The 18756-nt window shown below is 68.2% G+C and carries 13 protein-coding genes; 6 read left to right on the top strand and 7 right to left on the bottom strand.

The window, feature by feature from the left end:
* Nucleotides 1–48: 48 nt before the first annotated feature.
* From DES47_RS11595 to DES47_RS11575, 5 genes are all read left to right on the top strand, one after another.
* Nucleotides 49–282, top strand: a complete 234-nt coding sequence (locus tag DES47_RS11595; protein ID WP_133700881.1) for a DUF2630 family protein — start codon at nt 49–51, stop codon at nt 280–282.
* The gene (locus DES47_RS11590; RefSeq protein ID WP_133700880.1) at nt 282–1376 is read left to right on the top strand and encodes an ABC transporter permease; all 1095 of its coding nucleotides are present in this window, start codon (nt 282–284) and stop codon (nt 1374–1376) included. Before DES47_RS11595 ends, DES47_RS11590 begins: the two co-directional genes overlap by 1 nt.
* A gap of 344 nt (nt 1377–1720) precedes the next feature.
* Entirely contained in the window at nt 1721–2515 is a 795-nt protein-coding gene (locus DES47_RS11585; RefSeq protein WP_133700879.1) for an ABC transporter ATP-binding protein, read from the top strand.
* Nucleotides 2500–3438 (top strand): MlaD family protein, encoded by a 939-nt coding sequence (locus DES47_RS11580; protein ID WP_133700878.1) that lies wholly within the window; start codon nt 2500–2502, stop codon nt 3436–3438. The genes DES47_RS11585 and DES47_RS11580 overlap by 16 nt, the downstream gene beginning before the upstream one ends.
* A complete protein-coding gene (locus DES47_RS11575; protein ID WP_133700877.1) occupies nt 3435–4064 on the top strand; it encodes an ABC-type transport auxiliary lipoprotein family protein in 630 nt (209 codons plus the stop codon). The genes DES47_RS11580 and DES47_RS11575 overlap by 4 nt, the downstream gene beginning before the upstream one ends.
* A gap of 11 nt (nt 4065–4075) precedes the next feature.
* On the opposite strand, the gene DES47_RS11570 is transcribed toward DES47_RS11575, so the two are convergent.
* The 6 genes from DES47_RS11570 to DES47_RS11545 form a co-directional block, all read right to left on the bottom strand.
* Nucleotides 4076–4450, bottom strand: a complete 375-nt coding sequence (locus tag DES47_RS11570) for a hypothetical protein (RefSeq protein WP_133700876.1) — start codon at nt 4448–4450, stop codon at nt 4076–4078.
* Between the two features lie 110 nt (nt 4451–4560).
* The gene (locus DES47_RS11565) at nt 4561–5574 is read right to left on the bottom strand and encodes a transglutaminase family protein (protein WP_133700875.1); all 1014 of its coding nucleotides are present in this window, start codon (nt 5572–5574) and stop codon (nt 4561–4563) included.
* A complete protein-coding gene (locus tag DES47_RS11560) occupies nt 5571–8192 on the bottom strand; it encodes a circularly permuted type 2 ATP-grasp protein (protein WP_133700874.1) in 2622 nt (873 codons plus the stop codon). Before DES47_RS11560 ends, DES47_RS11565 begins: the two co-directional genes overlap by 4 nt.
* A 723-nt stretch (nt 8193–8915) precedes the next feature.
* Nucleotides 8916–12401 (bottom strand): transglutaminase family protein, encoded by a 3486-nt coding sequence (locus DES47_RS11555; protein WP_133700873.1) that lies wholly within the window; start codon nt 12399–12401, stop codon nt 8916–8918.
* A gap of 42 nt (nt 12402–12443) precedes the next feature.
* Nucleotides 12444–13394 carry an alpha-E domain-containing protein gene (locus DES47_RS11550; RefSeq protein ID WP_133700872.1) on the bottom strand — a complete coding sequence of 317 codons (951 nt, stop codon included), beginning with the start codon at nt 13392–13394 and terminating at the stop codon, nt 12444–12446.
* A gap of 20 nt (nt 13395–13414) precedes the next feature.
* Complete coding sequence (locus DES47_RS11545) at nt 13415–14848, bottom strand: circularly permuted type 2 ATP-grasp protein (protein ID WP_133700871.1); 1434 nt, start codon at nt 14846–14848, stop codon at nt 13415–13417.
* Between the two features lie 228 nt (nt 14849–15076).
* Between DES47_RS11545 and DES47_RS11540 the strand changes: the two genes are divergently transcribed.
* Entirely contained in the window at nt 15077–18283 is a 3207-nt protein-coding gene (locus DES47_RS11540; RefSeq protein ID WP_133700870.1) for an EAL domain-containing protein, read from the top strand.
* Nucleotides 18284–18286: 3 nt separating this feature from the next.
* On the opposite strand, the gene DES47_RS11535 is transcribed toward DES47_RS11540, so the two are convergent.
* Nucleotides 18287–18745, bottom strand: a complete 459-nt coding sequence (locus DES47_RS11535; RefSeq protein WP_133700869.1) for a hypothetical protein — start codon at nt 18743–18745, stop codon at nt 18287–18289.
* Nucleotides 18746–18756: the final 11 nt, after the last annotated feature.

The raw sequence follows: 18756 nt of genomic DNA, 5'->3' as shown, positions 1-18756 counted from the left end.
ACAGTCCATCCGCAGTCGGCCAAGCTGCAGCTTTGCAGGGGCCCCACCATGAGCGACAAGAAGATCCTTGAACACATCACCGCCCTGGTGGACGAGGAACACCGGCTGCGCGACGATCACGCCGCACGCGACCAGCATGCCGAGCGCCTGCGCCACTTGGCCGAACAGCTGGACCAGTGCTGGGACCTGCTGCGCCAGCGCCGCGCCAAGCGCGAGTTCGGCGACGACCCGGCCGAAGCCGCGATCCGCGATGTGCTGACGGTCGAAACCTACAAGGGCTGATGCAGCCGGCAGAACTCAAGGCGGCAAGCGACGGCGCCTGGGCGCTGTCGGGCAGCTGGACCGTGCACGGCCTGGGCAGTTGGCCAACTCAGCTGCAGACCCTGGCCTGCAACAGCGGCCCCCAGGTGCTGGACGGCGAGAAGCTGGAGGCAATGGACAGCGCTGGCGCCTGGGTCCTGCAGCGCTGGCTGAGCAGCCACGACGCCAGTGCCAAACCGGAGCACTGGCCGCCGCGCCTGCTGGCCCTGCTGGAGCGGGTGGCCGGCCATGCCGTCGAGCCCCTGTCTCAGCCGCCCCGCCATGGCCTGCTGGAGCGCACCGGCCGCAGCGCTGCGGCGGCCGGCGAGCAGGCCTGGGCGCTGCTGCATTTCGTCGGCGAGGCGGCCGTGGCAGGTCTGGGGCTGCTGCGGCATCCCCGCCGGATGCGCTGGCGTGCGCTGCTGCGCCAGATCGAGATCGACGGCTTCAATGCACTGCCCATCATCGGGCTGACCTCCTTCCTGATCGGCGTCGTGGTGGCCTACCAGGGCGCCAATCAGTTGCGCCACTATGGCGCCAACATCTTTGTCGTCGATCTTGTCGGTTACGCGATGCTGCGCGAGTTCGCGCCGCTGATCAGCGCCATCATCATCGCCGGCCGCTCCGGCTCGGCCTATGCGGCGCAGATCGGCACGATGGTGGTGACCGAGGAGATCGATGCGATGCGCACCCTGGACATCGCCCCGATCGAGCTGCTGGTGCTGCCCAAGCTGCTGGCCCTGGCCATCGCCCTGCCGCTGCTGACCGTGTTTGCCGACATCGCCGGCGTGTTTGGCGGCATGGTGATGGCGCGCTCGCAGCTGGGCATCGGCTTTCACGAGTTCCTGGCCCGCTTCGGCACCGAGATGCAGGGGCCAACACTGTTGATCGGCATCGGCAAGTCGCTGGTATTTGCCTTGATCATCGCGCTGATCGGCTGCTTCCAGGGCTTTCGCACCCGCGGCAGCGCCGACAGCGTCGGGCGCCAGACCACGCTCAGCGTGGTGCAGGGCATCTTCCTGGTGATCGTCGCCGACGCACTGTTCTCGGTCGTCTTCAATCTGCTGGGGATATGAGATGAAACGGCTCGGCTGTGCTTTGCTTGTCGCCGCATTGGGGTGGCAGAGAGGACGGGGGGCCGCCCACTGCGGGCTGAAGCTTGGGCCCGTCCTCGCGGACGGACCTTCAGCTTCTTTATGCCCGCCGTGGCCGGCCCCCCATCCCCTCTGCGGATGCGTTGGTGGCCGCCACCCCAGAGCAGGGCGCACGGGGCATACCGGTTGCAGCAGCGGCGAGGGCGTGCCGGCCGCAGCGGGCATGAAGAAGCCGGAGTCCGGTCCGTCCAGGGCCGGACAAGGCTTCAGCCCGCAGCGGCCGGCACGCCCTCGCCGCTGCCGCTCACCGCAGTGGAATTGCTGAGATGGCCACCGACGACAACGTCATCGAGCTGCGCAAGGTCGGCACGCGCTTCGGCAACCATGTCGTCCATGCCGATCTGGACCTGGACGTGAGGCGTGGCGAGATCCTTGCGATTGCCGGCGGCAGCGGCTCGGGCAAGTCGGTGCTGCTGCGCGAGATGATTTTGCTGCACCAACCCAGCTCGGGCAGCATCCGGCTGTTCGGCGACGACCTGGCCACGCTGAGCGAGACACAGACCCATGCACTGCGCCAGCGCTGGGGGGTGATGTTCCAGAAGGGCGGCTTGTTTGGCGCACTGACGGTTCGCGCCAATGTCAGCCTGCCGCTGCGCGAGCACAGTGAGCTGGATGACACCACCATCGACGAGATCGCCGAGTGGAAGCTCGCGCTGACCGGTCTGCCGCCCGATGCCAGCCTGAAGCTGCCCGGCGAGCTGAGCGGCGGCATGATCAAGCGCGCGGCGCTGGCCCGCGCGCTGGCGCTGGACCCGGAGCTGCTGTTCCTCGACGAGCCGACCGCGGGGCTGGATCCGGCCAGCTCGGCCGGTGTCGATGAGCTGATCCTGAGCACCCATGCGCTGTATGGCTTGACGGTGGTGATGATCACCCACGACCTGGGCCTGCTGTGGGGCGTCAGCCACCGCGTGGCGGTGCTGGGCGAGGGCCGGGTGCTGGCGATCGGCACGATGGAGGAGCTGTCGCACCACGAGCACCCGATCGTGCAGGCCTATTTCGTTGACACGCGCGCGGGCAGGCCCGGCGCCAAAGAGGAGGTGCCGGCGTGGAAGACAAGGTGAACTACGGCGTGGTCGGTGCCTTTGTGCTGGCCCTGGGCGCGGCGCTGATCGGCGGCGTGCTGTGGCTGGCATCGGGCCTGGGCGGGAAGCAGAACACGGTGCCCTACCAGTCCATCGTGCAGGAGTCGGTGGCCGGACTGAACCTCGACGCACCGGTCAAGTACCTGGGCGTCAATGTCGGCAAGGTCACGAGCATTGCCATCGACCCGGCCAATCCGCGCCAGGTGCGACTGCTGTTCCAGATCGAGACCGGCACGCCGATCAAGCGCGACACCGAGGCGGTGCTGAAGACTCAAGGGTTGACCGGCATCGCCTATGTCGAGCTCAACGGCGGCAGCGAAGGCTCGCCGCCGCTGCTGCCCACCGAGCAGGACCCGGTGCCGACGATTGTCTCCAAGCCCTCGCTGAGCGCCCGGCTGGAGAATGTGGCGACCAGCGTGCTGGCCAATGTGGACCGCATGTCCACCAATCTGAATGCTGTGTTCGATGCCGACAACCGAGCGGCACTGAAAGGCACACTGGCCGATGTGGCATCGCTCACGCATGCGCTGGCCGCGCAGCAGGGCGCCATCAGTGCGGGCATCGCCGACGCCGCCCGCACCGCTGCCCGCACGGCGAGCGCCAGCGAGCAGCTGGCACCGACACTGGCCCAGATCAGCAGCAGCGCTGAGGCGGTGCGCAAGATGGCCGATGCCGCGGCGCTGGCCAGCGCCGGCGCCGGCCGTGCCGCAGACGCCGCCGCCAGCGGCGTGCAGCGCCTCAGCAACGAAACCATGCCCGAGGTCGAGCGCCTGTTGCTGGAGCTGAACCAGCTCGCCAGCGCGATGCGACGCTTCAGCGAACAGACCGAACGCACACCGAGCAGCCTGATACTGGGCGGCCCGGCCCGGCCACCCGGCCCCGGAGAGAAGGTCACGCCATGAATATCAATCAACTCGGAGTGGCTATTGCGCTGAGCGGCCTGGCCCTGCTCACCGGCTGCGGCTCGCTGCTGCCCAAGCCGGCCGCACCGCCCACGCTGTATTCGCTGGATGACGTCACCACCGTGGCGGCTGCGCCGCCAGCTGCCTCGGCACCGACCCTGATCATCAGCACACCCCGCGCGGCGGCCGGCTTCGACACCCGCCACATCGTCTATCAGCGCCAGGCCCATCAGCTGGATTACTTTGCTCAAAGCCAGTGGGCCGATACACCTTCGCAGATGCTGGCGCCCATGCTGCTGCGCGCGCTGGAGCGCGGCGGAGCCTTCCGCGCGGTGCTGGCCGCGCCGGCTGCCGCCGCCGGCGACTTTCGACTGGACACCGAGCTGCTACGGCTGCAGCAGGACTTCGCCACCACGCCCAGCCAGGTGCGGCTGACCCTGCGCGCGGTGCTGGTCAACACGGCGACGCGCCGCGCCGTCGCGGCGCGCGAGTTCGATCTGAGCCTGCCCGCGCCCAGCGAAGATGCCTATGGTGGCGTGTGGGCGGCCAATCGGGCGGCACAGCAGTTGCTGGGCGAGCTGGCGGCATTCTGTGCGCAGGCGGTAAGGGCGATGCCCTCACCCTGAGCGTCTGCGTATCAGGTGACCGGAACCGCCCGCCCATCACGCTGCGCAAAGAACTGCCGCGCGCGAGCCACAAGTTGCGCATCGCTCGGGTGATCCACCGTCTCCCAGCCGACGATCAGATTGCCGATGGCCGGGCGGTGCTTGTCGACATAGCGGCGGAAGTCGCTTTGCGCGGTGTGACCCGCAGTGACCAGCACCTCGCCAATGTCGCTCAACGCGTCACACACGGCGGCGAAGAACTCATGCTCGGTGCGCACGCCACTGCCATGCTGGTGGGTGTCGTGCTCCTGCTCCTTCAACCTGTGGGAGCGCACCTGCTCGGCGTCGAAATGCAGGATCTGGGCGTTGTGATGGTCGAGCCAGACCACGGCATGGGCAAGCGACATGGGGAGTACTCCTGGGCAACGCGAAAGCGCGATGGCCCACGATGCGTCGGCCCGACCCGGCCGTCTGTGCGCTGTCGCACGCAGGGCAGCTCAGCCTTGTCCGTCCCGGCTCAGCCGTCGATCGGCGCCACCGTCACCGCCACCCGCGGCTGGGCCTTGCCGCCACCGCGTATCACGCCGCGCAGCGGAGCCACATCGGCATAGTCGCGGCCCCAGGCCAGGGTCACATGGTCATGACCGGCGACGACGTCGTTGGTCGGGTCCAGAGCCAGCCATCCCAGGGCCGGGCACCAGACGGCGACCCAGGCATGGGAGGCATCGGCGCCGACCAGGCGCGGCTGGCCGGCGGCCGGGTGCGTCAGCAGATAGCCGCTGACATAGCGTGCAGCCAGGCCCAGCGAGCGGCACGCGCCAATCATCACGTGGGCAAAGTCCTGGCACACACCGCTGCGCAGGGCCAGCACCTCGGGGGCACGCGTGTCCACCTGCGTGCTCAGCGGCTTGTAGGCAAACTGTTCGTTGATCAAGCTCATCAGCGCGTACGCGCCCTCGGCCAGCGGCCGGCCCGGCGTGAAGGCCTCGCGGCCGAAGGCGGCCAGGGCCGCATCGCGCGGCGCAAAGTGCGAGGCCAGGGTGAACTCCACCGCCTCACTGCGCACCGCACCGGCGTGGTAGCGCAGCGATTCGGCCACCTCCTCCCACGGCGGGCTGAGCTGCAGATGCAGTTCGGGCGCAGCAGCCAGGCCGGCCTCGAACACACTGGTCACCGACAGCCGCTCGTGCACATGCTCGTGGCTGAAGACCAGGCGCATATTGCCCCACGGGTCCAGGCTCAAGGGATTGCGCGTGCCGTCGCCATCCAGATCTTTGTCGTCGAGCTCGACCGTGCAGTCGGGCAGCGGATCTATCGTCAGCCGCCAGTTGCGCACCTGCTGCCAGGGCGTGACGCGCGGGCTCAGGCAGGCCAGGTGATGGGCCAGTTCGACCGGCACGTCATAGTCGTAGACGGTCTCGTGCTCGACGCGCAGCCAGCGCAGCGGCAGCGCTTCGTCGGGCACGCCCTGCGTCTGGCTTTGCGATTGACCTTCGCCTTGAGACTGTGACTGCGACTGTCCGGCGTTCATTGCCACACCATCCGGTCCATCGTCTCGACGTGAGTGAACAGGCGTCGGCCGATCGCCACCGACAGCGCCAGCGCCTGCTGGCTGCAGTCATGCAGATGGCCGACCAGCAGCGCATGACCGCCATCGGCGTCGGCGGCGCTGATTGCCTCCAGCGGCCAGTCCTCGGGGCGCGGCAAGGGCGCGGCGACCTCGGCCGCCCATTCGGCCTCGTGGCGGGCGAGCTTCAGGAAGCGATCGTGCATGGTCCGTGCCACCCAGGCCAGCGAGCGGGGGTTGTCCTTGTCATGGACCAGCAGATGCAGCAAGGGCGGCAGCTCGCGCCGGCCCTGGAACTGGGAGCGGTAGGTGATGGTCGAGTCGAACAGGCCCAGCAGCAGCGCAAAGCCGTCTTCGCTCTTGTGCAGGCCCTGCTCGAATCCCTCGGCCAGCGCATTCGACAAGAAGTCCAGCCGCTCGATCTGCCGGCCCACGCTCAGCAGGCGCCAGCCATCGTCGCGCGTCATGCGGTCGGTCTGCGCGCCGGTGATGGCCGCCAGATGGGTGCCGGCGCGTGACAGCACGCCCAGCACATCGGGCAGCGGCGCCACCGTGCCGGCATCGAGCACCGCCTGCAGATGCTGCTGGAAGTGCTCGCCGACCTCGTGTATCAGCTTCCAGTGCTCGGACGACAGGCGCTCGCGCAGTGCCTGCGAGCAGCCGGCCAGGGCCTGCAGATTCCAGGCCACGCTGCTGCTCTTGCGCGTGTCGGCCAGCGCATGCACCAGCGAGCGCTCGAACACGCGGGCGGAGGCCTCGGCCTTGGGCACGGTGGCGCCGATCAGCCCATGCCGGCGGGCCAGCGAGTCGAGCACGCGCAGTACCTCGACCGAGCTGCCGCCACGCTGTGCACCCGACAGTGCCTCCAGCGTGAGCCGCGCCAGGCGCACGCTGTTCTCGGCCCGCTCGGTGTAGCGGCCCAGCCAGAACAGGTTCTCGGCCGAGCGGCTGGTGACGGTGCGGTGCGCGCCGGTCAGATCGGCGGCGGTGAGCGGTTTGGGCAGCAGGCTGGTGCGGTCCACCTCGCCCTTGGTCTGCACCCAGGTGTCGGCACTGGCGCTGCCATGGCGCATCGACAGCCAGGGGTCGGCACCGCCGTCACGCCGGTTGGCCACCCGCGTCAGGCCCCCGGGCAACACGCGCCAGCTGCCCATGCCATCGGCCAGCGCAAACACGCGCAGCACGGCGGCGCGCGGCTCCAGCGCATTGTTGTGCCAGACCGGCAGCTCGGAAGGCCGCAGCCGCTCCTGCAGCGTGTGGGCCGCCGGGTCTTCCTTGATGCGCGCCAGCAGCGCCGCCCGCGCCTTGAGCGACAGGCCGGCCACGACACTGGGCGAGAAGGCCTGGGTGGTGTCGCTGGCGGCAAAGGTCGGCGCGACCACGTAGTCGTTCAGGTCCGCCTGATGCTTGCGCCAGGCGCTGTCTTCGCCGCACCACCAGGAGGTGGTGGCCGGCAGCAGCAATTCCTCGCCCAGCAGCTCGCGCGCCACCGCCGGCCAGAAGGCGGACAGGCCCGGGCTCTCCAGCCAGCCGGCGCCGGGCGCATTGGCCACGACCACCTCGCCGGCGCGCATCGCCTGCAGCAGGCCGGGCACGCCCAGGGCCGAATCGGAGCGCAGCTCCAGCGGGTCCAGATAGTCGTCATCGACGCGGCGCAGCAGCACGTGGACGCGCTCCAGGCCATGCAGGGTCTTCAGGAACACGCGGTTGGAGCGCACCGTCAGGTCACCGCCCTCGACCAGGGTGATGCCCAGATAGCGGGCCAGAAAGGCATGCTCGAAATAGGTTTCGCTGTGCGGGCCGGGAGTCAGCAGGGCCACGCGCGAGCGCTCGCCCTCGGGCGACAGCCGCATCAGCCCCTGCAGCAGGCCCTGGAAGCTGGCGCCCAGGCGCTGGATCGACATCTCGCGAAAGGCCTCCGGGAACTGCTGGCCCAGTATCAGCCGGTTTTCCAGCATATAGCCCAGGCCCGAGGGTGCCTGGGTGCGCTGGCCGACCACCCACCACAGGCCGTCGGCGCAACGGGCCAGATCGAAGGCCACGACGTGCAGATGCACGCCGCCCAGCGGCACGCAGCCATGCATCGGCCGCAGATACTGCGGATGGGCAAACACCAGGGAGGCCGGCAGCAGGCCGCCGTCCAGCAGCTTGCGCGGGCCATAGACATCGGCCAGGGTCGCATTCAGGAGCTTGGCGCGCTGGATCACGCCGCGCTCGATGCCCGGCCACTCGTCGGCGCCCACCAGCATCGGCAGCAGCTCCAGCGGCCAGACGCGGGCCGACTGGCCGCCATCGTCATAGACGTTGTAGGTCGCGCCATCGTCCTGCACGCGGCGGTGGATGCGCGCGGCGCGGCTGCTCAGGTCCTGCCAGCCGGCGGCGCCACTGGCCTCGAAGAACTGCTGCCACAGCGGTGCCAGCTCGCGGTCGGTGGCGCCGGCCTTGTTCAGCCGGCCCTGCAGCTCGCTGTAGTGTCCGTCCTGCCCGCGCAGGGCCGCCTCCGCCGCCAGGGCGACCGGGTCAACGGATTCATCGGCAAGCAGGCTGGACTGCTGCGGCAGGGCATTCAGGGGGCTGGACATATCGATATCATGCCCGGCCCTGCAGCCATGCGGAATTGGCAGCAGTCAGTAGGCCCAGGTTCGGCTTGTCGCGGCACAGGCCCAGCCCCGCCAGCCGCCGGGCTTCAGTGCGGGGGTCTTGATGATTGCCTTGCAGCCATGGCGCAAGCATGCGCCATGTCCCTCGCCAGGCAGAAGACAGCCCGCAGGGGCTGCCTTCTGTCCGGGCTCGGTGCTCGCGCCTTGGGCCGGGCGCAAAACTCACGCCGTTCGCTTCGCTCACTATGTTCGGACAATCGCGCCCAGTCAGATGTGGAATCGCGCGCCGAGGCGCGCTGGCCCAAGCCACTGTGCTCCTCAGCCCCGCACAGGCGCCCGTCGGCCGGCGGAGCTGCGCCTGTGCTGATGCACCGTGGCGTGCTGCGAGTCGAGTGCCCCCAACGCTGCCAGCATTGCGAGCCGGTGCTGACGGCACCCCTTTTGCGGCGCCGAGCAGCGCAGCGGCATGAGGTTGCCCATCGCTCCAGGCGATGGGTCGAGCGCCCTTTGTTTGAGCACCGAGCACAGGCAGCTGCCAACGGCAGATGCCGGCCCCGCAGGGGGTGCGAGGGCGAGTTGGGCGCGTAGCCTCAGGGCGCGAGCAGCGCAGGGGACTTGGCCCGCAGGGCCAAGCGCCGCATTCGGGGTGTCGGCGGCGCCGGCTCGCAATGCGCTCCATCGTTGAAGGCCCGAGGCGGCTTCGCGTCACCTCCCCACCCGCCGCAAATCCAGAGAGAACGGGAACTCCAGGCTGCGCTCGGGCGGGCGGGTTTCCAGCTTGCCAGGCGTGTGGCCCAGCGGCGAGAAACGGGCCAGGCGGCGGCTCTCGGCCTCGTAGGCATTGACCGGCAGGGTCTCGTAGCTGCGGCCGCCCGGGTGGGCGACGTAGTACTTGCCGCCGCCCAGAGACCGCTGCATCCAGGTGTCCACCAGGTCAAAGGTCAGGGGCACATGCACGCCAATGGTCGGGTGCAGGGCCGAGGGCGGATGCCAGGCGCGGTAGCGCACGCCGGCCACATATTCGCCGACGCGGCCGGTGGGCTGCAGCGGTACGGTCACGCCATTGACGGTAACGCGATGGCGCGGATCGATCAGGCCGGTGACCTTGACCTCAATGCGCTCCAGCGACGAGTCCACATAGCGCACCGTGGTGCCGGCCGAGCCCTCCTCACCCATCACATGCCAGGGCTCCAGCGCATTGCGCAGCGTCAGCTGCACGCCGGCCACCGTGATCTCGCCGGCCTTGGGGAAGCGGAACTCGAAATGCGGCGCGAACCAGCCCGGATCGACGGCATAGCCCGCGCGGGCCATGTCCTCCATCACGTCGTCGAAGTCCATCTGCACAAAGGTCGGCAGCAGGAAGCGGTCGTGCAGCTCGGTGCCCCAACGCACCAGGCTCTCGCGGTAGGGCGTCTTCCAGAAACGGGCCACCAGCGCGCGCAGCAGCAATTGCTGGACGATGCTCATCCGCGCGTGCGGCGGCATCTCGAAGGCGCGCAGCTCCAGCAAGCCCAGGCGCCCGGTGGAGGAGTCGGGCGAGTAGAGCTTGTCGATGCAGAACTCGCTGCGGTGTGTGTTGCCGGTCACATCGACCAGCACATTGCGCAGCGAGCGGTCCACCAACCAGGGCGGCATCTGCTCGCCGCGCTCCTCGGTGGCACGGGCGATTTCGGCCAGTGCGATTTCCAGCTCGCGCAGCTGGTCGTTGCGCGCCTCATCAACGCGCGGCGCCTGGCTGGTCGGGCCGATGAACATGCCCGAGAACAGATAGCTCAAGGAGGGATGGTTGTGCCAGTAGGCGAGCAGCGAGGCCAGCAGGTCGGGCCGGCGCAGAAACGGCGAATCGGCCGGCGTGGCGCCGCCCAGCACAAAGTGGTTGCCGCCGCCGGTGCCGGTGTGGCGGCCGTCGATCATGAACTTCTCGCTGGACAGACGCGTCTGCCAGGCAGCGTCGTACAGGAACTCGGTGTGCTGCACCAGCTCGCGCCAGTTGTGCGCCGGGTGGATATTGACCTCGATCACGCCGGGGTCGGGTGTGACCTGCAGCATCTTCAGGCGCGGATCGCGCGGCGGCGGATAGCCCTCCAGCACGATCTTCACGCCCTGGGCAACGGCCGTGGCTTCCACCGCCGCCAGCAGCTCCAGATAGTCCTCCAGCTTCTTGATCGGCGGCATGAAGACATAGAGCACGCCGCTGGCCTTGCCGACCTTCTCGGCCTTGGGGCCGCTGGCACGGCGCGGGTCGCGCACCTCGACGCACAGCGCGCTGCGGGTGATCCAGTGCGCGCTCTCGAAGCGATCGGGGCGTTGGCTCAGCGGCAGAGAGCTGCCTTCGGTTGGACCGGTGCCATTGACGGGCACGCCGGCCTGTATGCCGACCGTGCCGCCCTCGGCCAGGCCGCCACCGGCCACGTGAGAGGAATAGGTCGCCGCCGGGCCACCGACGGTGGATTGCGCACGCAGCTGCGCCGCCCCCGGCAGCATGCCGCGCGGGGCGAACGGGTCCTGCTCGATATGGAAGGGGAAATCGGCCTCGGCCACCCAGGGCAGCGAATCGAGCGGCAGGCGGTAGCCCATCGGCGAATCGCCGGGGAACAGATACATGCGCTCGTCGCGGAAGAACCAGGGGCCGCTGATCCAGGGCTTGCTGCTCAGTGCCGGGTTCTTGACCACGTCCTCGTCGTCGGCCCGCTTGATCGGCAGCACATAGCCGACCACATGCTCCAGCCCCTGCTGGAACACGCGGCGCAGGCGGCTGCGCTCCATCTCATCTTCCAGCTTGGACTCGAACGGATCGACGTTGACCGGCAGGCGGCGCTCGCGCCACAGGTAGTAGAAGGTGTCTTCGTGGCCGGCCTGGATGTGCTGGGTGTTCAGCCCCAGGCGGGTGGTCAGCGCGGTGATGAAGGCCTGGGCGTCGGCGCTGGTGTAGGCGTGCGGTTCACGCTCGTCGGCGAACAGGGTCGGGTCTTGCCAGCAGGGTTGGCCGTCGGCGCGCCAGAAGATCGACAGCGCCCAGCGCGGAAGTTGTTCGCCCGGGTACCACTTGCCCTGGCCGAAATGCAGAAACCCGCCCTGGCCGTACTCGGCGCGCAGGCGCTGCACCAGTTGCTGGGCTAGGGTGCGCTTGGTCGGGCCCAGGGCATCGGTGTTCCATTCGGCGCCGTCGCGGTCGTCGACCGAGACAAAGGTCGGCTCGCCGCCCATCGTCAGCCGCACATCGCCGGCCTTCAGATCGGCATCGACCCGTTCGCCCAGCTTCAGCACCTCGGCCCATTGCTCCTCGGTGTAGGGCTTGGTGACGCGCGGCGACTCCCAGATGCGGGTCACGCCCATCTCGTGGCCGAACTCGACCTCGGCCTTGTCGACCGCGCCGCTGATCGGCGCCGCGCTCGAGGGCTGCGGCGTGCAGGCCAGCGGGATATGGCCCTCGCCGGCGAGCAGGCCCGAGGTCGGGTCCAGGCCGAGCCAGCCGGCGCCGGGCAGATAGACCTCGCACCAGGCGTGCAGATCGGTGAAGTCGACCTCGGTGCCGCTGGGGCCGTCGAGTGCCTTCTGGTCGGGGGCGAGCTGGATCAGATAGCCGGAGACGAAGCGCGCGGCCAGGCCCAGATGGCGCAGCATCTGCACCAGCAGCCAACCGGAGTCTCGGCAGGAGCCTGAGCGCGAGGTCAACGTCTCCTCGGGCGTCTGCACGCCAGGCTCCATGCGTATCAGATAGGACACATCGCCCTGCACGCGCTGGTTCAGCGCCACCAGGAAGTCGATCGTCACCTGGGGCTTGAGGTCCACTTCGGCCAGGTAGGCGGCCAGCAGCGGCGTCGCCTCATCGACCACCAGATAGGGTGCCAGCTCGGCGCGCTGCGCGTCGTCGTAGGCAAACGGGAACTGCTGCGCCTGCGGCTCGAGGAAGAAGTCGAAGGGGTTGTAGACCGACATCTCGGCCACCAGATCGACGGTGACCTTGAACTCGGTCGTCTTCTCCGGGAACACCAGACGCGCCAGGTAGTTGGCGAAGGCGTCCTGCTGCCAGTTGATGAAGTGGCCCTCGGGCTCGACCGTCAGCGAGTACGACAGGATGGGCGTGCGGCAGTGCGGCGCCGGACGCAGCCGCACCACCTGGGGCGAGAGCTCGACCAGGCGGTCGTACCGGTAGCGGGTGACATGCTTGAGTGCAACGTGGATGGACAAAATGCTTCCTTCAAGGTTGCAGGAATGGGGAGTAGGGAAGCATCAGCTCGACGGCATCAGGAAATCGCGGCTGATGCCCGCGCCCAGCTCGCCCACCCGCTCCAGGAACTGCGTCAGATAGGCATGCAGTCCGGTGTCGAGAATCTCGTCGATTCGCGCGTACTCCAGGTCGGCGGCCAGGCGGCCGGCGCGGCGCAGCGTGTCGTCCGACTGCTTGTTGGCCACCTGCTTCAGGTTGCTGACCAGCCGCGCCATGCAATAGGCCAGCGAGCGCGGCATATTGGGCCGCAGCAGCAGCAGCTCGGCCACCTTGTCGGGCTGAATCACATTGCTGTAGACCTTGCGGTAGATCTCGAAGCCCGACACCGAGCGCAGCAGGGCCGACCAGTGATAGAAGTCGTGCGAGTTGTCGCGCTCCGTGCCATGGAACTCGCCGTCCAGCGCATGAAACTTCACGTCCAGCAGGCGAGCGGTGTTGTCGGCCCGCTCCAGGAAGGAGCCGATGCGGATGAAGCTGAAGGCCTCGTCCTGCAGCATCGTGCCCACCGTCACGCCGTGCGACAGATGGGAGCGGAACTTCACCCACTCCAGCAGGGCCGAGGGGTCGCGCTCCAGCAGGCCATCGGCGAGCAGGCGCCTGAACTCCAGCCAGGTCTGGTTGGTGGTCTCCCAGACCTCGGTGGTCAAGGTGCCGCGCACCGCGCGGGCGTTCTCGCGCGCCGCACGCAGACAGCTGATGATTGACGAGGGGTTGCCCTCATCGGCCACCATGAAGTGCTTGACCTTGCGCGGCGTGACGTCGCCGTGGCGCTCCTGGTAGGACCCGATCAACTCCGAGATCGACAGAATGCCCCGCCAACCCTGCTCGGCCGCCGCGGCGGACTGCGGCAGCAGCGAGGTCTGGTAGTTGACGTCCAGCATCCGAGCGGTGTTCTCGGCTCTTTCCATATAGCGCGAAAGCCAGAACAAGTGGTCTGCGGTTCTTGACAGCATGTTGATGTTTCCGTTCCGGTTCAGTCTTCCAGCACCCAGGTGTCCTTGGTGCCGCCGCCCTGGCTGCTGTTGACCACCAGCGAGCCCTCCTTCAGTGCCACCCGGGTCAGGCCGCCGGGCACCATCTGCACGGTGGCGCCGGAGAGCACGAAGGGCCGCAGGTCGATATGCCGCGGCGCGATGCCGGACTCGACAAAGGTCGGGCAGGTGGACAGGCTCAGGGTCGGCTGAGCGATGTAGTTGCTGGGGTTGGCGATCAGGTGGGCGCGGAAGTCCTCGATCTCCTGATGCGTGGCCGCCGGGCCGACCAGCATGCCGTAGCCGCCGGCGCCGTGCACCTCCTTGACCACCAGCTCGCCCAGATGGGCCAGCACATGCTGCAGGTCATCGGCCTTGCGGCACTGGTAGGTCGGCACATTGTTCAGGATGGGCCGCTCGCCCAGGTAGAACTCGATCATCTGCGGCACATAGGGGTAGATGGACTTGTCGTCCGCGATGCCGGTGCCCACCGCATTGCTGAGGCAGACGTTGCCGGCCTTGTAGGCCTCGATCAGGCCCGGGCAGCCCAAGGTCGAGTCCTTGCGGAACACCTGCGGGTCGAGGAAATCGTCGTCCAGGCGCCGGTAGATCACGTCGATGCGCTTGGGGCCCCGGGTGGTGCGCATGTAGACGACCTTGTCCTGCACGAACAAGTCCTGGCCCTCGACCAGCTCCACGCCCATCTGCTGGGCCAGGAAGGCATGTTCGAAGTAGGCCGAGTTGTACATGCCCGGCGTCAGCACCACCACCATGGGCTCGCTGACGCCATGCGGCGCCACGCTGCGCAGGGTTTCGAGCAGCAGGTCCGGGTAGTGGGCCACCGGCGCGATGCGGTGCTGGGCGAACAGGTCCGGGAACAGCCGCATCATCATCTTGCGGTTTTCCAGCATGTAGCTGACGCCACTGGGCACGCGCAGATTGTCTTCCAGCACGTAGTAGCTGCCGCTGCCGTCCGGGTTGGCGGCGCGCACGATGTCAACGCCGGCAATGTGCGAATAGATGTTCTTGGGCACATCCACGCCCATCATCTCGGGCCGGAACTGCGCGTTGTGCAGGATCTGCTCTCGCGGCACGATGCCGGCCTTGAGAATCTCCTGCCCGTGATAGATGTCGTGGATGAAGCGGTTCAGCGCCGTGACGCGCTGCACCAGGCCGGCCTCCATCTCGCGCCATTCATGGGCCGGTATCACGCGCGGTATCTGATCGAAGGGGATCAGGCGCTCGGTGCCCTCGCCGGTGTCCTTGTCGCCATAGACGGCGAAGGTGATGCCAACACGGCGGAAGATGACCTCGGCTTCCTCGCGCCTGGCGCGCATCAGCTCGACCGGCTGCACCGCCAGCCAGCGCTCGAAGGTCTTGTAGTGCTCTCGCGCCAGCGCATTGCCGGCATGCATTTCATCGAAGCTCGGTCTCATGGAGTCCCTCCTGCATTCTTGCTAGAGCAATAAGCGCACCAGGCATTCCGGCCTCTGCGGCCCGCAGCCGGCCCGGCGCCTGCCCAGTGTGCACCGTGCACCAGGGTCACCGCCAGCCCGCGCACCAATTGTTGGCGTGCGCACCACAAACGGGCGCTATGCGGCGGGTACGCCCTCATCGCTGGTGGCATAGATGTTGCGTCGCACCAGGGTCAACCCTCGCACCCCATGCTGACCTTGCTCTCCCGTTTTCTCGGCCGCCTGAGCGTGGGCCGCAAGCTGCTGCTGATCTTCCTGCTCGACATGAGTGCGGTGATCTATATCAGCGGCATTCTGGTGAACGAGAAATACCTGGCGATCGACTTTGCCCGCAAGGAGCTGGCCGGCAACAGCTACATCGCCGCGCTGCACGGCGGCCTGCTGGCCAGCAGCGCCGCCTCACACATCGATGCCGGCACGGCGGACCAGGCGCTGCAGTCCGTCCGAATGGCCGAGCAGAAGCTGGGCGAGGGCATGGACAGCCAGGCGCTGAGCCAGGCCTTCGAGCAGGCGCTGCAGCGCCTGCAGGCCCGGCCGGGCGATCTGGCGCTGGCCCAGGCGGCGCTGAACAGCGGCCGAGAGCTCGTCACCCGCGTCGGCAACCAGTCGAACCTGATACTCGACCCCGACCTGGACAGCTACTACACGATGTCCATCATCCTGCTGCGCATGCCCGAGCTGCTGGAGGCGGTGGCGGGGCTGAGCGGCCATGTGTTGCCCCATACGGTGGCCAGCAATATCAGCGAGAGTGATGCCCGCGCCCGCTTCCTGCTGCTGGAGGGGCGCCTCGACACCAGCCGCCAGGCCCTGGCCTCCGACTACGCCGAGGCCTTTGCCGCCGGCGGGCCGACGATGCGCCAGGCGCTGAACCCGGGCCTGCAGGCCCTGCTGGCCGCCATCGACAGCTACCGAAAGGCCGCCCGCGAGGCGATCGACGCCGGCAGCAGCCATGCCGCAGCCCAGCAGACGCTGGTGCAGGCCCATGCCCATCTGCTGGACAGCACCCAGCAGGCCTGGCAGACCGCCGGCACGCAGATGGAGCAGCTGCTGCGCCAGCGCATTGACGGCTTCTTCACCCGCATGTGGTTGCATCTGGGCACCGCGCTGGCCCTGCTCAGCGTCATCCTGACGGCGGTATTCTTCGTCGCCCGGCAGATCGCCCTGCCGCTGCAGCACCTGGCCCGCGTCACCGACGAGGTCAAGCGCACCGGCGACCATTCGCTGCGCGGCCACTGGAACAGCAGCGACGAAATCGGCCGCCTGGTGCTGGGCTTCAACGACATGCTGGCCCAACTCGACCGCGAACGCCTGGCCCAGCAGGAGCTGGCCGCCAGCGCCCGCGCCGCCGAGGCCCAGCAGCAGCTGGTCGAGGCGATGCCGATCCCGATGATGGTCACCGCCGTGCCCGGCCACCAGGTCCTGCACGCCAACAAGCCAGCCCTGGCCTGGCTGGGCACAGGCACCGACGACCCCTGGCGCAGTGGCCTGGACGCGGCGGTGCGGGCGCGCTTCTTCCAGCAGCTGGCCGATCGCGATGCCGTGGATGAGTTCGAGGTGCGCTGGAAGAGCGGCGCCGAACCGACCTGGGCCGTGCTCTCCGCCCGGCGGCTGGAGTTCCAGGGCCAGAGCGCGGTGCTCACCGCCTTCACGCCGATCAACCACCTGAAATTCATGGAGCGCCGGCTGGAGCTGTGGGCCAAGGTCTTCGAGGCCTCCAACGAAGGCATCCTGATCATCGATGCCGAGCACCGCATCCTCACCGCCAACAGCGCCTTCTGCCGCAATACCGGCTACGAGCTGTACGAGCTGATCGGCGAGCCGGTGCGCGGCCAGGGCGAGGCGGGCACCGGTGCCTTCATGGCCGCGCTGGAGCCGCTGCTGGCCCACCACTCCAACTGGCAGGGCGAGATCGTCATCCAGCGCCGTGACGGCAGCTGCTACCCGGCCTGGCTGATGCTCAGCGTGATGCGCGAGGGCCAGCAGGGCAATGTCTCGCACACCATCGCCACCACCATAGACATCAGCGACCGCAAGCGCAACGAGGAGCGCATCCGCTTCCTGGCCCAGCACGATGTGCTGACCGAGCTGCCCAACCGCTCGCTGTGCATCGAGCGCCTGCGCATGGCCATGCAGCAGGCGCAGCGCCGCGGCGACAAGGTGGCCGTGCTCTTCATCGACCTCGACCGCTTCAAGAACATCAACGACACCCTGGGCCACCACATCGGCGACGGCCTCCTGCGCTCGGTCGCCAAGCGCCTGCTGCAGGCCGTGCGCGCCGGCGACACCGTCAGCCGCCTCGGTGGCGACGAATTCGTCGTCGTGCTGACCGGCGTGACCGAGGTGCATGAGGTCGCGTCCATCGTCGATGAGCGGCTGGTGCCGCTGGTGCGCCAGGCGCATGACATCGACGGCGCGGAGCTGCAGATCTCCTGCAGCGTGGGTGTGGCCGTCTATCCGGACGACTCGGACGACCTCGACTCCTTGATGCGCCACGCCGATGTGGCCATGTACCAGGCCAAGGCCCAGGGCCGCGACAGCGCGCACTTCTTCACCCCGGAGCTGAACGAGCGCGCCCAGCGCCGCATGCGGCTGGAGTCGAACCTGCGCCTGGCGCTGGAGCGCCAGGAGCTGAGCCTGCACTACCAGCCGCGCGTGTGCGCCCAGACCGGCCACACCCTGGGCGCCGAGGCCCTGCTGCGCTGGCACAGCGCCGAGCTGGGCCCCGTCACCCCGGCCCAGTTCATCCCGATCGCCGAGGACACGAAACTGATCGCGCCCATCGGCGCCTGGGTCATCGAAGAGGCCTGCCGGCAGATGGCCGAATGGCGGGCGCAAGACCTGGACCTGCCCCAGGTCTCGGTCAATGTCTCGGCCCTGCAGCTGGTGGACGACGGCCTGCTGGAGACCTTGCAGGCCGCCCTCGCCCGCCACGCCCTGCCCCCCGGCACCATCGAGCTGGAGCTGACCGAGTCGGCCCTGATGGACAAGGCCGAGCAGACCCTCGCCCGCCTGCACGCGATCAAGGCCCTGGGCGTGGACCTGGCCATCGACGACTTCGGCACCGGCTACTCCAGCCTCAACTACCTGAACCGCTTCCCGATCGAGCGGCTGAAGATTGACCGCTCCTTCATCCGCGATATGTTCGAAGACCCGACCGACCTGGCCATCACCCACGCCATCATCGGCCTGGGCCACACCCTGGGCCTGAAGGTAGTGGCCGAGGGCGTGGAAACCGAACGCGAGGCGCAAACACTGCGCCTCGCCGGCTGCGATGAGCTGCAGGGCTACTGGGTGGCGCGGCCGATGGCGGCGGAGGCGCTGGCGGGGTGGTTGGGGTTGCGGCGCGCGGCAGCGGATGGTAGGGGGCGGGAGGTGAGGGCTGTGGTGGAGGTGTGAGGGTTACGAGACAGCAACTTCCAGCAGGACCTCAGTGAAATTCGTTCCACCGTCTCGCGCGGGCTGCTTCTTAAGTTTGTCCAAGGCGTAAGCGAGTGCAACTGTGGCCCCTTCACGATACAGCCCGAGGTCTACATGGTCATTCGCGACGCAGCTTTCGCGCCTCACACTGCCATCGTCACAGAGATACTCGAAGTCTTTGCCATCGTCTTCCTCGGCATCCTGGCCCGCAACATACAAGCGTTGAATGGTCCCCTTGTACACGCGCACTTCAATCCTCCCTTCTTTGATGCTAAGCCACCATTCCCTGGAACCGAAGAGGCCGTGGTCACCGAGCAATCCGAGTAGCGGCTTGTCGGCGTTTAGCGTCAACGCTTGGGTTTTAGCAATGCGTGCGGGGTTGTCGGCCAACTCCTTCGAGAGCTCGTAGACCCGCTTTCCTAGGGGGTTGTTGATATACATCGCTTCCACCT

The sequence above is a fragment of the Roseateles toxinivorans genome (assembly GCF_004362525.1).
In the GTDB taxonomy this organism is placed as follows: domain Bacteria; phylum Pseudomonadota; class Gammaproteobacteria; order Burkholderiales; family Burkholderiaceae_C; genus Paucibacter; species Paucibacter toxinivorans.
This window is presented reverse-complemented; position numbering and strand designations above follow the sequence as displayed.

Excerpts from the sequence above, each read along its gene's own strand:
- DES47_RS11545 (WP_133700871.1), bottom strand. The coding sequence starts at position 14,848 with ATGAGACCGAGCTTCGATGAAATGCATGCCGGCAATGCGCTGGCGCGA.
- DES47_RS11540 (WP_133700870.1), top strand. The coding sequence starts at position 15,077 with ATGCTGACCTTGCTCTCCCGTTTTCTCGGCCGCCTGAGCGTGGGCCGC.
- DES47_RS11570 (WP_133700876.1), bottom strand. The coding sequence starts at position 4,450 with ATGTCGCTTGCCCATGCCGTGGTCTGGCTCGACCATCACAACGCCCAG.
- DES47_RS11595 (WP_133700881.1), top strand. The coding sequence starts at position 49 with ATGAGCGACAAGAAGATCCTTGAACACATCACCGCCCTGGTGGACGAG.
- DES47_RS11550 (WP_133700872.1), bottom strand. The coding sequence starts at position 13,394 with ATGCTGTCAAGAACCGCAGACCACTTGTTCTGGCTTTCGCGCTATATG.
- DES47_RS11575 (WP_133700877.1), top strand. The coding sequence starts at position 3,435 with ATGAATATCAATCAACTCGGAGTGGCTATTGCGCTGAGCGGCCTGGCC.
- DES47_RS11565 (WP_133700875.1), bottom strand. The coding sequence starts at position 5,574 with ATGAACGCCGGACAGTCGCAGTCACAGTCTCAAGGCGAAGGTCAATCG.
- DES47_RS11535 (WP_133700869.1), bottom strand. The coding sequence starts at position 18,745 with ATGTATATCAACAACCCCCTAGGAAAGCGGGTCTACGAGCTCTCGAAG.
- DES47_RS11590 (WP_133700880.1), top strand. The coding sequence starts at position 282 with ATGCAGCCGGCAGAACTCAAGGCGGCAAGCGACGGCGCCTGGGCGCTG.
- DES47_RS11560 (WP_133700874.1), bottom strand. The coding sequence starts at position 8,192 with ATGTCCAGCCCCCTGAATGCCCTGCCGCAGCAGTCCAGCCTGCTTGCC.
- DES47_RS11585 (WP_133700879.1), top strand. The coding sequence starts at position 1,721 with ATGGCCACCGACGACAACGTCATCGAGCTGCGCAAGGTCGGCACGCGC.